Here is a 14,248-nt window from a genome sequence, read left to right as displayed (position 1 = left end):
ATGTTGGAAACGAGCTGATCTTTGCGGGCCAGGGCGATGATGAAATCAACCGCATCGGCGAGGGCGCGGATATGGCTTTTGGCGGTGATGGCGATGACGTCTTCGTCTGGCGCGACTTCCAGGCGGATGGCGTACGCGATCTGATCGACGGGCAGTCGGGTATCGATACGCTTGAGGCGCAGGTGGCCGCTGCGGACTTTGCTGCGATGCAAGTCGAAGTTGACGCATATCTGATGTCGCTGGCTGCAAATGCGGATGACACCAATGGTGTCGCCTCAAACTACAGCTTCTCGACGATCGCACTGGATATCGCAAACATCGACCTTACCTTTGCCTAGAGTGACGATAGAAAAAGAGGCGCGGCAAGAAACCCTTGCCGCGCTTTGAACGTCGGAAAAAATCTCAAACCGCTTGGCGCAAACAGTTTCCGCCTCTTCAGTCAGGGTTCTTGCAGCCTGATAGCCGCATTTGAAAACTGCCGCCCGATTGCGTCAGGACCGGAAAACAGCAATGCGTTTTTGTTTTAGGGCGGCTGACAGATGTTCAATTTCTTTTGCAAGCGGCCGGTCATCCCGCAACGGGGGAGAAATCCTTCGGACCTGTTCCTTCGTGCCAGTTAGAAACCCGCTGCTGCTGCTGCCGGTGACGTTGCGGATTTCAATCGCTTGGCAGGCAATCAGAAATTCAATTGACGTCAGGTGAAAAACATTGTCAGCGATCCTGTCCAGCGCGCTGACGGCAGCCGGGGATCCCGTCAGGCAATCCTCCACTCCATTTGCATTCACGCTGGGCCAAACCGGCACCGATTGGGCGGCATGCGCGATTTCGGCCACCAGGGATTCGGCGACTTTCATGACCGGAGCGAACCCGTTGGACGCGCTGTCTGGCATTGCCAGAAAGCTGGGCAAGCCGCTGAATCCGGGGTTCAGAAGTTTGGCGGCGCGGGCAAGCTGTGCCATGGCCAATGGGACAAACGACCGGCTCAGAGTTTCGGCGGCACTGGTAATCTCGGAGGTGAAATAGGCGCCGCAAGACACCATTTTTCCGCTTGCAGCCAGGGCAACCGGATTGTCGCTGGCACTGCTGATCTCGAGTTGCACGCAGTCCATGGCCCGGTCCAGCGCAGTTTTGGCCGTGCCATGGATCTGCACAATATTTCGGAATGACAGCGGATCCTGCAGACGCCGGGCCTGGCCGGGTTCAAACAGTGCACTGCCAGCCAGTCGGTTGCGCAGGCCGGCTGCTGCCTTCAGATGGCCGGGATGCGGCTTGATGGACAAAATGGCTTCGTCCAGAGGACCGGTATTCGCCCGGAACCCTTCCATCGACATCGCAGCTGAGGTCTGCACCGCTTCAAAGGCGGTTGCGGCTTTGGACACGGTCAGTGCGGCCCTGGCGGCAGTTGCACAGGAGTGATTGGCCAGCGCCAGCCCGTCGCGCGGTGCAAGCTTTAGGGGAGCAATTCCATGTGCCTGCATCAGTTCGGCGCTGGGGCCGATGCTGCCATCGCTGGCATACATCTCCCCTTCGCCAATCAGCGCAAGCCCGATTGCGGCATTCAGTACCAGATCCGCCGCGCCGATTGACCCAACAGAACCAGTCACCGGGGCAAGACCCGTATTCAGGCAGCTGGCGATATGCCGGGCGACCTCGGGCCGGGCAGCGCTGTATCCGCCAAGCATCGTGTTCAGCCGGACGATCAGCCCCGCCCGCACCACTTCGGGCGCGGCCAATGGGCCGATGGCATGCGCACGTCCCCGCAGCGTCTGCAGTGAAAAATCGGCGAGTGCTTCAGCGTCTAATGCCTCGGTCGCCCGCGCACCTAGTCCGGTTGTCACGCCGTAAACCGGGATTTTCTCCGCGATGGCCCGCGCGACCAGCGCATGTGTCCGGCTCATTCTGGCAAGCCCTTCCGGGGCGAGGTCCAGGTGCCAGTTCCCGTGCGCGGCCCGGTCAAGATCCTCAACCGTCAGCGATGCGCCATCCAGCCGGAGTGTTTTCATGTCAGGCATCCCGGTACAGCAGGTTCTGAACGATCCCCAGCTCTCTGGCGCGCTCCAGTATCTTTGCCCCAAGGGCGATATCGCTTGTGGACATGCCGCGGTGCCAGAACAGAATGGTTTCGCGGTCCGTTTCGCGTCCCGGCTTTAATCCTGCTGCAATTTCGCCAATCTCGGCATAAAAAGACTCCTCGCTGACCAGGCCTGCATCAATATGCGGCCTCAGCGCTCCCAGATGCCCGGCGCGCATCTGCCCCAGATCATCCATGACAAGCTTGTCAAACCCCTTGATGAAATTCAGCGGCAGCGTGCTCATGGTTCCGTATGGCACCACAAAGGCGCCCGGCTTGACCCAGGACCGGTCAAACATCGGCGTGGGAGTATTCAGGCGCGTTGCCTCGACCAGAATATCAGCCCCTTCCAGACAGCTTTGCCAGTCGGTGGTCACGGTCACGTCTTTTCCCAGATCCTGGCGCAGCCGGCCGGCAAAGGCCTCCCTGCTTTCGGGCCGCCGCGAATGAACGCGGATTTCCTCGAAATCGAACAGATGGTCCAGCAGGCGCACATTCCAGTAGGAGGTGCCGCGCGCCCCGACATGGCCCAGAACTTTGGGTTTTTCCGGTCCCAGCCACTTGGCGCCCAGGGCCGTCAGCGCCCCGGTGCGCATATCGGTAATACCTGCGGCGTCGATCACGGCGCGCGGTGCCCCGGTCCTGGGGCAAAACAGGTTCAATAGCGCCAGCTCGGAAGGCAGGCCCTGTTTGTAATTGTCGACATAATCCCCGACGATCTTGACGCCTGCATACTCCAGCGGCGCCACATATCCGCGCAGCACATTGAAGTGCCCGTTGAACGCCGGATCCGGCGTCAGATGCATCCGCGGTTCGATGACAGTCTTGTTGCGGCCGGCTGCAACCAAAGTCTGCTCAACCGCGTCCAGTATGTCGTCATTGCTGAGAGCCACCCGGTCCACTTCCGGCTGCCCCAGGTATTCGATCTCTATGCGCGCCATGTTTGCCACTCCCGTTTCTTTGCAATGATGGCGTTTGCGTGGTGTCTTTACAGATCGAAAAATGTGAGGCTTGCCTAAGTTTTTCTGATTCAAAAGGGCCCATCCATGCTCCTTCCACCTTTGAATGCGCTTAAGGCCTTTGAAGCAGCCGTGCGTCTGGGCGGGTTTACGTCTGCGGCGTCCGAACTTGGGGTGTCACCGGCAGCGGTCAGCATGCAGGTCAAGAATGCCGAGGAGTTTCTTGGAAAAACGCTGTTTCACCGGTTAAATAACCGCCTGCTGCTGACAGATGCTGGACGGACCTATTACCCGGCAATTTCTGAGGCATTGACGGCCATTTCGACGGCCACGGAAAAACTCGTTGAATCAGAGGCCCGTTCCGGACTTGCCGTCAGCACAATCCAATCTTTGGCAGAAAACTGGGTCGCCCCCGCCATTTCGCGTTTTCGCGAGGCGTTTCCCGGCACCGGGATCGAGCTGCGGATCGAAGCTGATCCGGTCGATCTGTTGAATACGCGCACCGACCTTAGGATAACTTATGAGAGCCATCTTTATCCGCAGCACACCCGGCTGCCATTGTTCAAAGACGTGGCCTATCCGTTTTGCACGCAGGTGTTTTACGACAGCCATCTGGCGGGTTCGGGGATTGCCGCAGTGCCGGACACTTTGCTGATTCACACCGATTGGGGAGAGCGGTATGCCTCGCACCCGACTTGGGCGAACTGGTTCCGGGCCGCTGGCTTGGCCAGAAGTCCGAACATGCGCAAAGGCCTGCGTGTCGGCGGCGCCGCGGTTGCCCTTGCGCTCGCCAAACAGGGGGCAGGCATTGCGCTGGTGCCTAAGATGCTGGCGGAGGCGAAACATCCCACCCATCAAGGCATCTTTACCGGTGAACCTGGCCTGCCGCTGCCGTATTCCTATTTTGCAATCGTGCCGCATTCCTCTGCGCAGCAAGCCGGCGCCGCTGTGATGCGGCCGCCGCTGAAGGCACTATTAAACGAATTGTTGCCGAAGGACGCCGTTGAGGAGGCGCACTAGCCGCACAGCAGGCACCCGCCCCTGGCCTTAGGTCCAAGAGCGCGGGGTTATTGCCCGGAGCGCAGGCCATGCAACCGCCTGGTGGTTGCAGATGAAGTGAATGCAGCGGTCCCGTAAATGCCTTTGGCGCGAACATATGGCGGCCCGTCCGGCGGCTGTTGGGGGGGGCGGCACGCCTTGGAGGCCTTGCGATATTTACCGGCAAAAACGGCCCTTCCGGCGGGTGCGAAAAAAGTTCTCAAAAACCGCAGATTTCCTCTGGACGTCCTTTGGAGTTATTCCTATACCGCATCTCGTATTCCGGCGTAGCTCAGCGGTAGAGCAGTTGACTGTTAATCAATTGGTCGTAGGTTCGATCCCTACCGCCGGAGCCAACACAATCTGAAATGTGTTGGAAGTTGACGATAAGACACTTCACTTTAATGGTCTTTTCTGCACCTTTCCCATGAAGCATCCGTTACGCATGCCGCCTGCGAGAGCCGACGCATTCAGTGCAACTTGGACGGCCTGGCGGGACGCCAGGGGTGCTTTGATAGCCGGCCCCAGAAGACTTCGTAAGGCGTCTTTCCTTTGTGCGCACCATGCGGCCTGTGGAAGTTGCAAAATCGCTCCCGTTCAGCCGAGCTGTTCCGCGCCTGATGCAGGCATGCCTGATGCCTGGATCTTCGGCATGCCAGTGGAATTTCGCCTGGAGCTCGTGGCCGTTGTCCGCCCGGATCTCACGCATGCGGAAGGCGTCCTGATGCTGCGGGCTGGGTATACGCTCAGGAAGCAATCAAAGTGCGAGGTGCAATGAGCCGGTGAAGAGAAGATCAAGGCGATATGGCTTTGCGGTTCGAAACCAAAAAAGCCCTCAAGTCAACGACTTAAGGGCTTTTTATGGCTCCGGCGGTAGGGATCGAACCTACGACCAATTGATTAACAGTCAACTGCTCTACCGCTGAGCTACGCCGGAACGGTCCGTGCCGTATAGCGCCCTCGGGATCGGGCGTCCAGAGGGTGCGAAGGACTTTTTTAAAAAAGTCAGCCGCCGCGCTGCTCGAATACGGCGGTGGCGGAAAGGGTGCCTTGCGGTGCGGCCAGCTTGCGGCCGGTGAGGTCAACAAGGTGAGCAAAAACGTTGCGTTCAGCAGCCTTTAGCAAAGCCGGCGGGGTCTCGGTATAGATCTGCCGGGCCAAAGAAGCTGCGCTGGCCGGCGCTTGCTGCAGAGCGTCCAGAATTGCGGCCTCGCGGGATGCGCGGTGGGCGATCAGCCAATCGAGCCGTCCGGCAGGATCGTGGATCGGGGCGCCGTGACCAGGGTGGAAAACACGCCAGTCGCGCTGGCGCAGGCGGCGGCAGGAGGTCATGAAATCCGTCAAGTCGCCATCCGGCGGCGAGACCAGCGAACTGGCCCAGCCCATCACATGATCGGCGGTGAAGCAGGCATCATTCCAAGCCAGGGCAATGTGATTGCCCAGGTGGCCAGGCGTGTGGATGACCTCCAGTTCCCAGCCGTCACCGCGGATCATTTCGCCGTCGCCGACGGCAGTGTCCGGTGAGAATTCGGTGTCGATGCCTTCGCCGCCGCCGGCCAGTCCGTCTGCGGCCAGCTGGCGCATGACTGCGCTGCGCCCGGCTGCGGGCCCGCCAAAAGCATAAACCGGCGCGCCGGTTTCCCGGCCAAGCGCCCGGGCCAGCGGCGAATGGTCCAAGTGACTGTGGGTCACGATGATATGGGTGATCTTCTGGCCCGGCTGCACCGCGGCCAGGATCGCCGCAAGGTGCGGCCCGGACTCCGGCCCCGGATCAATGACGGCCAGCCCGCCGGTGCCGATCACATAGGTATTGGTGCCGCGATAGGTCATCGGCGAGGGATTCGGGGCCAGAATGCGGCGCAGGCCGGGTTCCAGTTCCTCAGCCTGGCCGGCCTGCGGGTTGAAATCATCTGGTGCCTGCATGGTTTTGCTCCGCTGCTGTTTTCCTGGCTGGCGCGTGCCTGGACCGTCTTCCTTCTTTTCCAAGCGCCCTATAGGCTTAGCCCATGTTCTTCAAATGGCTCAAACGATATATGCCGCGCAGCCTTTATGCCCGGGCGGCTTTGATCCTGGTGGTGCCCATTGTGGCGCTGCAGATAGTGGTGTCTGTCGTGTTCATCAAACGCGATCTGGAGGATGTCACCGTGCAGATGACGGCCACCCTCCAGCGCGAGTTCGAACTGCTGCGCCAGGTGGCGGATGCGGCACCGGATCAGGAGGCCGCATTGGCGCAGATGGGGCCGCTGCTGCAGCCGCTGAACATGCAGGCGCGGTTTCTGCCGCCCGGCGCGCCGCTGCCGGAAGACCAGTTCAGCCTGATCGAATTTTCCGGCCGGGTGGTGCGCGAGGAGCTGGAAAAGACGTTTCCGGGATTTCTGTCAGCGCGGTTTCCGTCCGACCGCACGGTGCAAGTCTATTTCGGCACCGCGCACGGGCTGGTGGAGCTCAGCTTTGACCGCCGCCGGGTCACTGCTGCAGCACCGCATCAGCTGATCGTCACCATGCTGCTGTTCGGCTTTCTGATGATGCTGATTTCCTTCCTTTACATGCGCAACCAGCTGCGCCCGATCAAACGGCTGGCCAATGCGGCCGAGGCTTTCGGGCGCGGGAGGGCAGTGCCCTATTCACCCGCCGGCGCGCTGGAGGTGCGGGCGGCCGGCAGCGCCTTTCTGGATATGCGCGCCCGGCTTGAGCGGCAGATTGAGCAGCGCACGCTGATGCTGTCGGGGGTAAGCCATGATCTGCGCACGCCGCTGACGCGGATGAAGCTGGAACTGGCGATGCTGGATGAGGAGGACGCCGCACCGATGCTGCGCGACGTGGATGAAATGCAGGCGCTGCTGGATGCGTTCCTGGATTTCTCCCGCGGCGCGGCAGTAAGCGAGCCGGAACCGGTGGATCCGCAAGACCTGGTCCGCACCATCATCAGCGATTGGCAGCGCCAGGAAAAGCAGGTGACGCTGGGCGGGATGTCCGGCGCGGGAGAGGTGATGCTGCGCCGCCAGCCGGTGCGCCGGGCGGTGGAGAACCTGATTTCCAACGCTGTGCGCTATGGCTCCCAGGCGCGGGTTTCTGTGGCCTTGACCGAGCGCTCCATGCGCATCCGGGTCGAGGATGACGGTCCGGGCATTCCGGCCGGCCAGCGCGGCGATGCCATCCGCCCCTTCACCCGGCTGGACCCGGCGCGCAACCAGGACCGGGGCTCAGGCGTGGGTCTGGGGCTGGCGATTGTGGCTGATATTGCACGTGCCCACGGCGGCACCCTGCGGCTGGGCGAGAGTCCGGATCTGGGCGGGTTGAAGGCTGACATCGTAATCGCGCGCTGAACGTTTCAATCCAATCGCTGCCGAGCACGGGGAGAGGCAAGCCATCAGGTGTTGCGCAGCGGCGGCCCGCAGCGCACGCCTGCTTTGCCCAATCTTCTTTCTTTGCAGCTATCAATCGGGCCCCGGGCAGCTTGTCCGGGAAAGAAACACTGTTGGGAGAGCTCTCATGCCTCAGATTGATCCATTTTCCAACCACCGCCGCGGGCTGGAAAGCCCCGCCACCCATCACTTGGTGATCACGCCGCAGGACGGGACCGACCTGCCGGTCCGGCCACGGGTGCTGCGGGTGCTGGCCTCAGGGGATCTGGTGCTGCGCGATGAGGCGGGCACAATCATCACTTATGCGGTCTCCGCAGGTGAGACCATCGGGTTTTCCGCAGCCGGTGTCGAAGCGACGGGTACGACTGCATCCGTGGCCGGGTGGTACTGATGCTGGGGCTGGGGCATTCCGCCACCAGGCTGACCGGCCAGGGGGCTGCACAGTACCCGTTCACGCCCGGTGCCCTGTTTGATTCACCCGGCGCGCTTGGCGGCTATTGGGATCCGTCCAGCACCGGCGGGATGTTTCAGGACATCAAAGGACGGGTGCCGGTGGCCGGCCCTGGCGATCCGGTGGCGCTGATACTGGATGGCGCGCAGGGTGTTACGCCTGCTGCGGGCGCCGGGCCGCTGGCGCAGCGTCTCGGCGGGCAGGGGGCGGAGCTGTTCGCGGCACCTTTCGCAACCATCGGGAAATTCGCGGACAATGGCGATGGCAGCTTTACCTGTACCGGCGATGGGTCCGGCACATCTTATGTCTATAAGGATGGAGCAGGGATCGTGGTGGGGGACTGGTATCTCGTCTCGTTCGAAGTCTTTGGCTTTGTGTCGGGGGGCTTTCGCGCCAGGGTGGGGACCAGCGCGGATGATGCGGGCATCGGCCCCTGGCAGGTCGCCAATGGCACGGCTGAGGTCCTGCTGCGCGGCGACGGCTCCGGCGGGAACTTCTGGATCGAGGGCACGCCCGCGACCCAAGGATCGGTGCGCGCTGTTTCGGTCCGCAAACTCCCAGGCCTTCATGCGCTGCAGGAGGGAGGGGACAGCTTCAGGCCGCTGCTGATGCAGGAGCCGGGCAGCGGTGCCTGGTATCTGTCAAACGACCAGGCCGGCGGCAGGCTGACGGTACCGCTTCCGGACCTGGGGGCGGACGCCACCGAATGGCGCGCGGATGAAACCGGTGTGGTGATCAGCGGCGGCCGAACCATCGGCGCGGGGCTGCGGGATCTTCCGGTCAGCCAAAAGCTTTATGCCTATGGTGTCGTCAACAGGGCTCTGACAGCGGCGGAGACCGCGGATCTGACGGCCTGGCTCATGAGCCAGCGCGGGGTGTGAGCCTGCGTGAGGCGGGAAGGTAGAACATTCGCAAGGGCCGATTGGGAGAGGTTGCTTGCGGGCCGCCAATTTCAGCGGCCCGCAACTGTGCTGCCAGGATCAGGCAAGTTCCTTGGACAGTGCGGTGAAGCCCTGTTCTATTGCCGAGGCGGCCTTGATCAGGTTTTCCCCGCCCGATGCGATGCTGGTCACTGCGGTTGTAAGGCCCAGGCTGCCGATCCAGATTGCCCATTTGGTCCAGACCGGATCCTTGTGGCGCAAGGCATCAACGGCCTTCTGTGCATTGTCGCGGAATTTCTCGGCCGGCTTGATGCTGACATGATAAGCCTCGATATCCTTGATCAGCTTCGCCGTGGCTTTGCGGGCCGCTTCCATGGCTGCAAACAGCCCGTCCAGTTTCTTACTCTTGTAGCCCCGGTCCTTGGCCATCTTGCCCAGCTTCTTCTCAATCTCCTTGTCGAGCTTGCCCTGCTTGTCCAGCAGCTTGTTCAGCTCTTTGCCGAGGCCCGCAATTTCCAGGTCGATGTTCTTGAGCTTGGCCTTGTAGGTCTCCAGATGCTTGTCCACCCGGTTGAAGCCCGCGGTTTCGATCATCAGAAAATCGGCCAAGAATTCTTTGCCGATCTCCTTGGCCTTCACCTTGGCCTTGGATTGCTTTTGATATTCCGAGACCAGCTGTTTCAGCGCTTTCTCCAGTTCGCCATGGATCTTGACGATGTCAGACGTCACCTTTTGAACTGCGCGTGCCACCGAGACGATGCTTTGCGCAATGCCGTAGATGCTGGCGGCAATCGACACACCGCCGGTCACCGCACCCGCCGCCAATGAGGCGGTGCTGCCGATGGCGCAAGCGCTGCCCAGAACAATCGCGCTGACCACCTTGATGCGGTATTTCTTGCGGTCCTTGTTGGCCTGCTTCCACTTGTCGAAATGTTTGGTCGCGACCTGCTCAATCGATTTTTCGTACTTCGCAAAGATCTTCTTGAGGTCGGCGTCCAGCTCGTTGCACTCCTTATCGGTCAGCGGCAGCACCGAGCCCAGATCGTTTGCCTGGCTGACACGCAGGCTGCATTCGGCCAGAAGCTTTTTGTATTCCTTAGTGGCGTCATCATAAAGCTTGGCGACAAAGCGGGCGTCGGTGTCCAGTTCGGCGGCGACTTTCTTGTCGACTTCCACGGTTGCCGCAAAATTCATATTGCCGAGCTGAACAAACTTTGGCTTCACAGCCTTGGTCACCTCGTTCTTGACGTCTGCCTTGATGATTGTGAGTTTTTCGGTTGCCATTGTGCTCTCTTGTGCCTCTACAGGTCTATTGGCCGGTTGGGCGCCATAAAACAGCTTGGAAACACAACGAAACGAATAAAACCGGCCTGCTCATTGGCCACTTTAGCCATCAGACGGTTAGAAAAAAGCAAAAGCTTCCTGCCAGGCCTAAGACCGGAATGGCATCTGCCGTTTCAGGACGGAAAATCAGCTTTGCGATGAGGGGTATCAACAGTCCTGCCGAACCGGCGTCTTGGCGGGGACGGTGGTAGGCCCGGAGGGATTCGAACCCCCAACCAAAGCGTTATGAGCGCTCTGCTCTAACCGTTGAGCTACAGGCCCGCCATGGGTTTGTGGTTAGGAAATGGGGCGGGCGAGGTCAAGCGGTGATTGCAGGCCGCACCGGTGAATTTGCCGTGCGGGGCCGGTGCAATGCCTCCAGCCGCGCCACCGTGTTCTCGATGGTCAGATCCCGGCGCCGGTCCGGTGTGCGGCGGGAAGGGTAGACGGCAAAGACTTCTTTGAGCGGCGCCTCATACCCGGGCAGCACCAGTTCGTATTCGCCAGCGGCAAGCTGCGCCTCGATCATGAAGCGGGGCGCGCGGGTAAAACCGGTACCGCTGCTGACCGCCCGCATGATCAGATCCGGGTCATCGGCGGTAAAGCCGACCTGCACCGGCGCCGGAAACTCCTGCCCGCCGCGGCGCAGCGGGAAGAAACCGCGGGTCTGGTCCTCGTGGTGCTGGATGAACTTGAGCCGCTGAAGGTCTTCCGGTTTCTGCGGGCGGGTTTCGCGGTCCAGATATTCCGGTGTGGCAAACAGCACCGTTTCCAAGGTCGATATCTTGCGTCCGAACCCATCGGTATCCCCCAGCCGCCCGGTGCGGATCGCCAGATCGTAGCCTTCGCGCACCACATCGACCAGCCGGTCCTCCAGCCGCATTACGATGTTCAGGTCCGGATGCTGCTGGTTCAGCTCCAGCAGCATCGGCCCGATCACGCTGCGCCCCAGAAAGGAGTTCACGCTGATGCGGAAAGTGCCCGAGACGCTGCCCTCCAGCGCGTCCAGCTCTGCCGTCATCCGGTTGTAGCCGGACAGCAGCGCCTGCGCGTGGCTGTAGACCAGATCGCCCGCACGGGTGGCGTGAATGCCCTTGGCAGTGCGGTGCAGCAATTGCTGGCCCGTCAGGGATTCAAGCTGCTTGATTTGCTGGCTGACTGCGGATTGGCTGATACCGCGGCGCTGGGCGGCGCGGTTCAGGCTGCCTTCATCCAGGGCAATGGTGAATGTCTCCAGAAGCGTGAACCTGTCCATCCTCTGCCTATCTGTATTGCTTGTAACTGCTATCGGATCTGCTGGGCTGCAATCCCCGGACTAACAGGGATATTTCCCGGTCACAGGACAATTCTCCTCAATTGGATATCGGAGTTTCTTATGACAATCAATCGCAGGGCATTTTTGAACGGGCTGGCGGCGGCTCCGGTGGCGGCACTGGCAACCGGGTTTGCAGGCAGCGGCTGGGCATGGGCTGCGCCGGGGGCAGCAGAGGCCGCGCCAGTTACGCATTCTTTCAGCTTGGGAGATGCCCGGATCACCGTGCTTCTGGACGGGCATCTGCCCCTGGGCACGCAGCTGTTCAATGGTTACGACGCAGCCAAGGCGAAACCGGTGCTGGCGCAGGGGCTGCACCGGTTGCAGGACGGTGCGCTGAAGATCCCGGTCAATGGCTATCTGGTGGAGCGCGGCGGGCAGAAGCTGCTGATAGACACAGGCACAGCCCAGCTGATGGGGCCGGGCCTTGGCGCGCTGGGCGCCGGGCTGGCGGCTGCGGGCGTGACGCCGGAAAGCATCGATACGGTGCTGCTGACACATATCCACCCGGACCACTCCGGCGGGCTGATCACGGCGGACGGGACAGAGGTTTTTGCAAATGCCGAATTGGTGGTGGCGCAGCGGGAATGGGATTTCTGGCACGACGACGCCATCATGGCCGGTGTGCCCGAAGCCAGCCGCGGCTTCTTTGACATGGCCCGCACTTCGGTTGCGCCTTATGCCGGCCGGCTGAAACTGCTGCAGGGCGAGGAAGAAGCTGCCCCCGGCTTCACCGCGCTGGAGCTGCCGGGCCACACGCCGGGCCACACCGGTTTCATGCTGGACGCGGGGGGCGAGGGGCTGCTGTTCTGGGGCGACCTGATCCACAGCACCGCGCTGCAGTTTGCGCTGCCGGACTGGACCATCGCCTTTGACACCGATCCGGCGCAGACAGCAGCGACCCGGCGGCGGATGCTGGACCGGGCGGCGGCGGACAGTCTGCTGGTGACCGGTGCGCATCTGGACTTCCCGGCGCTGGGCCGGGTGCTGCGGCAGGGCGATGCCTTTGCTTACCAGGCGGCGCCCTGGCAGTTTGGCATCTAAGGCGGGCCTTGAGGCAATGAAAACACCCCGCCGCGCTGTCCGTGATGGCGCGGCGGATTCCATTGTTTCCTTCTGATGCGCCTTGCGCTAAAGGCTGCGCAACCGATTTGAAGGAGCCAAGTGATGACCAGCGGCAAGAACGGCTTGACCTATGCAGACGCAGGTGTGGACATTGATGCGGGCAACGCCCTGGTCGACCGGATCAAGCCGGCAGCCAAGCGCACAAACCGCTCTGGCGTTGCCAGCGGGCTGGGCGGCTTTGGCGCGCTGTTCGATCTGAAGGCTGCTGGATACAATGACCCGATCCTGGTCGGCGCAACCGATGGTGTCGGCACCAAGCTGCGGATCGCCATCGATACTGGCGTGGTGGACGGCGTTGGCATTGATCTGGTGGCAATGTGCGTGAACGACTTGGTCTGTCAGGGCGCCGAGCCGCTGTTTTTCCTCGACTATTTCGCCACTGGCAAGCTGGAAACCGAAGTTGCTGCCCGCATCATCGAAGGCGTTGCTGAGGGCTGCGTACGCTCCGGCTGCGCGTTGATCGGCGGTGAGACGGCCGAGATGCCGGGCATGTACCCCGAAGGTGATTTCGACCTCGCAGGCTTTGCCGTAGGCGCGATGGAGCGCGGCACCGCGCTGCCGGAGGGCGTGCAGGAGGGCGACGTGCTGCTGGGGCTGGCGTCCGACGGCGTGCATTCCAACGGCTATTCGCTGGTGCGCAAACTGGTTGAGGTCTCGGGCCTTGGCTGGGATGCCGATTGCCCGTTCGGCGATGGCTCGCTGGGTGCCGCGCTGCTGACCCCGACGCGTTTGTATGTCAAACAATGCCTTGCCGCGGTGCGGGCAGGGGGCGTGCATGCACTTGCCCATATCACTGGCGGCGGCCTGACCGAGAACCTGCCGCGGGTCCTGCCCGAGGATCTGGGCGCCGATATCGACCTGAACGCCTGGGAGCTGCCGCCCGTCTTCAAATGGATGGCAGAGACGGGCAGCATTGCGGAAACGGAAATGCTGAAGACCTTTAACTGCGGCATTGGCATGATCCTGTCGGTTTCTGCTGACCGCGCGGATGCGCTGGCTGAATTGCTGACAGCTGAAGGCGAGACCGTTGCGCGCCTGGGCACTGTCACTGCGGGTGCCGGTATGCGCTATTCCGGCAAGCTGCTGTGAGCCAGAAAAAGGTCGCCATACTGGTTTCGGGCGGGGGCTCCAACATGGTGTCCCTGGTTGAAAGCATGACCGGCGATCATCCGGCCCGGCCCTGCCTGGTGTTGTCCAATGATGCCGAGGCGGGGGGGCTGAAAAAGGCCGCCGCAGCCGGTATTCCCACAGCAGCTATGGATCATAGGCCTTTCGGCGACGACCGCGCTGCCTTTGAGGCGGAGCTGGTGAAGCCGATTCTGGAGGCCGGCGCCGACATTGTCTGCCTCGCTGGGTTCATGCGGGTGCTGACCGCCGGGTTCGTCTCGCAGTTCGAAGGGCGGATGCTGAATATCCACCCCTCCTTGCTGCCGAAGTACAAGGGCCTGCATACCCATGCCCGCGCACTGGAGGCCGGCGACGGTGAACACGGCTGCACCGTGCATGAGGTGACGCCGCGTCTGGATGATGGCCCCGTTCTGGGTCAGGCACGGGTGCCGGTCTTGGAAAGCGACACGCCGGATACGCTGGCAGCCCGGGTTCTGGTGCAGGAACACCTGCTTTATCCTGCAGTTCTGCGCCGCTTCGCCGCTGGGGATAAAACGCCGGTTCAGCTGGGCTGAGGTCCGGCTGATTGCATTGCCCGGGACAAGCGCGTATCACG

The 14,248-nt window shown here is 61.8% G+C and carries 12 protein-coding genes, 3 tRNA genes and 2 pseudogenes; 9 read left to right on the top strand and 8 right to left on the bottom strand.

Annotation, left to right across the window (positions count from 1 at the left end; translation table 11 throughout):
• Positions 1-338, top strand: a pseudogene (locus A2I95_RS06395) (hypothetical protein); the annotation flags it as partial.
• A 153-nt stretch (positions 339-491) separates the two neighbouring features.
• Here the strand turns inward: A2I95_RS06395 and A2I95_RS06390 are convergent.
• Complete coding sequence (locus A2I95_RS06390) at positions 492-2,003, bottom strand: aromatic amino acid ammonia-lyase (protein ID WP_291728957.1); 1,512 nt, start codon at positions 2,001-2,003, stop codon at positions 492-494.
• A gap of 1 nt (position 2,004) precedes the next feature.
• Positions 2,005-3,012 carry an ornithine cyclodeaminase family protein gene (locus tag A2I95_RS06385; protein ID WP_291728955.1) on the bottom strand — a complete coding sequence of 336 codons (1,008 nt, stop codon included), beginning with the start codon at positions 3,010-3,012 and terminating at the stop codon, positions 2,005-2,007.
• A 105-nt stretch (positions 3,013-3,117) separates the two neighbouring features.
• Here A2I95_RS06385 and A2I95_RS06380 point away from each other — a divergent pair, with 105 nt between their 5' ends.
• Positions 3,118-4,050, top strand: coding sequence for a LysR substrate-binding domain-containing protein (locus tag A2I95_RS06380; RefSeq protein WP_291728953.1), 933 nt, complete (start codon positions 3,118-3,120; stop codon positions 4,048-4,050).
• A gap of 299 nt (positions 4,051-4,349) precedes the next feature.
• Positions 4,350-4,424: transfer RNA gene (locus A2I95_RS06375), tRNA-Asn, on the top strand.
• Positions 4,425-4,538: 114 nt separating this feature from the next.
• On the opposite strand, the pseudogene A2I95_RS06370 reads toward A2I95_RS06375, so the two are convergent.
• The 3 genes and pseudogenes from A2I95_RS06370 to A2I95_RS06360 form a co-directional block, all read right to left on the bottom strand.
• Positions 4,539-4,783 (bottom strand): annotated as a pseudogene (locus A2I95_RS06370) (hypothetical protein); the annotation flags it as partial.
• A 147-nt stretch (positions 4,784-4,930) separates the two neighbouring features.
• Positions 4,931-5,005, bottom strand: a tRNA-Asn gene (locus tag A2I95_RS06365).
• A 68-nt stretch (positions 5,006-5,073) separates the two neighbouring features.
• Complete coding sequence (locus A2I95_RS06360; protein WP_291728951.1) at positions 5,074-5,991, bottom strand: MBL fold metallo-hydrolase; 918 nt, start codon at positions 5,989-5,991, stop codon at positions 5,074-5,076.
• Between the two features lie 83 nt (positions 5,992-6,074).
• Here A2I95_RS06360 and A2I95_RS06355 point away from each other — a divergent pair, with 83 nt between their 5' ends.
• The 3 genes from A2I95_RS06355 to A2I95_RS06345 all read left to right on the top strand — a co-directional run bounded on the left by A2I95_RS06355 (position 6,075) and on the right by A2I95_RS06345 (position 8,765).
• Positions 6,075-7,394 carry an ATP-binding protein gene (locus A2I95_RS06355; RefSeq protein WP_291728949.1) on the top strand — a complete coding sequence of 440 codons (1,320 nt, stop codon included), beginning with the start codon at positions 6,075-6,077 and terminating at the stop codon, positions 7,392-7,394.
• Between the two features lie 166 nt (positions 7,395-7,560).
• A complete protein-coding gene (locus A2I95_RS06350; protein WP_291728947.1) occupies positions 7,561-7,824 on the top strand; it encodes a hypothetical protein in 264 nt (87 codons plus the stop codon).
• Positions 7,824-8,765: a hypothetical protein gene (locus tag A2I95_RS06345; RefSeq protein WP_291728942.1), complete on the top strand. Its 942-nt coding sequence runs from the start codon at positions 7,824-7,826 to the stop codon at positions 8,763-8,765. Before A2I95_RS06350 ends, A2I95_RS06345 begins: the two co-directional genes overlap by 1 nt.
• A gap of 99 nt (positions 8,766-8,864) precedes the next feature.
• Here A2I95_RS06345 and A2I95_RS06340 read toward each other — a convergent pair whose 3' ends face one another.
• From A2I95_RS06340 to A2I95_RS06330, 3 genes are all read right to left on the bottom strand, one after another.
• A complete protein-coding gene (locus A2I95_RS06340) occupies positions 8,865-10,049 on the bottom strand; it encodes a hypothetical protein (protein ID WP_291728940.1) in 1,185 nt (394 codons plus the stop codon).
• Between the two features lie 245 nt (positions 10,050-10,294).
• Positions 10,295-10,370: transfer RNA gene (locus A2I95_RS06335), tRNA-Ile, on the bottom strand.
• A 37-nt stretch (positions 10,371-10,407) separates the two neighbouring features.
• A complete protein-coding gene (locus tag A2I95_RS06330) occupies positions 10,408-11,343 on the bottom strand; it encodes a LysR family transcriptional regulator (protein ID WP_291728938.1) in 936 nt (311 codons plus the stop codon).
• Between the two features lie 120 nt (positions 11,344-11,463).
• Here A2I95_RS06330 and A2I95_RS06325 point away from each other — a divergent pair, with 120 nt between their 5' ends.
• The 3 genes from A2I95_RS06325 to purN all read left to right on the top strand — a co-directional run bounded on the left by A2I95_RS06325 (position 11,464) and on the right by purN (position 14,207).
• Positions 11,464-12,444: an MBL fold metallo-hydrolase gene (locus A2I95_RS06325; protein ID WP_291728936.1), complete on the top strand. Its 981-nt coding sequence runs from the start codon at positions 11,464-11,466 to the stop codon at positions 12,442-12,444.
• A 123-nt stretch (positions 12,445-12,567) separates the two neighbouring features.
• Positions 12,568-13,614 (top strand): phosphoribosylformylglycinamidine cyclo-ligase, encoded by a 1,047-nt coding sequence (gene purM / locus A2I95_RS06320; protein WP_291728935.1) that lies wholly within the window; start codon positions 12,568-12,570, stop codon positions 13,612-13,614.
• A complete protein-coding gene (purN, locus tag A2I95_RS06315; RefSeq protein ID WP_291728933.1) occupies positions 13,611-14,207 on the top strand; it encodes a phosphoribosylglycinamide formyltransferase in 597 nt (198 codons plus the stop codon). The genes purM and purN overlap by 4 nt, the downstream gene beginning before the upstream one ends.
• The last annotated feature ends 41 nt before the right edge of the window (positions 14,208-14,248 follow it).

The sequence above is a fragment of the Leisingera sp. F5 genome, assembly GCF_001593695.1.
Note: the sequence above shows the minus strand (reverse complement) of the source record. Positions and strands in the feature narration are given on the sequence as shown.

Excerpts from the sequence above, each read along its gene's own strand:
- A2I95_RS06390 (WP_291728957.1), bottom strand. The coding sequence starts at position 2,003 with ATGAAAACACTCCGGCTGGATGGCGCATCGCTGACGGTTGAGGATCTT.
- A2I95_RS06385 (WP_291728955.1), bottom strand. The coding sequence starts at position 3,012 with ATGGCGCGCATAGAGATCGAATACCTGGGGCAGCCGGAAGTGGACCGG.
- A2I95_RS06380 (WP_291728953.1), top strand. The coding sequence starts at position 3,118 with ATGCTCCTTCCACCTTTGAATGCGCTTAAGGCCTTTGAAGCAGCCGTG.
- A2I95_RS06360 (WP_291728951.1), bottom strand. The coding sequence starts at position 5,991 with ATGCAGGCACCAGATGATTTCAACCCGCAGGCCGGCCAGGCTGAGGAA.
- A2I95_RS06355 (WP_291728949.1), top strand. The coding sequence starts at position 6,075 with ATGTTCTTCAAATGGCTCAAACGATATATGCCGCGCAGCCTTTATGCC.
- A2I95_RS06350 (WP_291728947.1), top strand. The coding sequence starts at position 7,561 with ATGCCTCAGATTGATCCATTTTCCAACCACCGCCGCGGGCTGGAAAGC.
- A2I95_RS06345 (WP_291728942.1), top strand. The coding sequence starts at position 7,824 with ATGCTGGGGCTGGGGCATTCCGCCACCAGGCTGACCGGCCAGGGGGCT.
- A2I95_RS06340 (WP_291728940.1), bottom strand. The coding sequence starts at position 10,049 with ATGGCAACCGAAAAACTCACAATCATCAAGGCAGACGTCAAGAACGAG.
- A2I95_RS06330 (WP_291728938.1), bottom strand. The coding sequence starts at position 11,343 with ATGGACAGGTTCACGCTTCTGGAGACATTCACCATTGCCCTGGATGAA.
- A2I95_RS06325 (WP_291728936.1), top strand. The coding sequence starts at position 11,464 with ATGACAATCAATCGCAGGGCATTTTTGAACGGGCTGGCGGCGGCTCCG.
- purM (WP_291728935.1), top strand. The coding sequence starts at position 12,568 with ATGACCAGCGGCAAGAACGGCTTGACCTATGCAGACGCAGGTGTGGAC.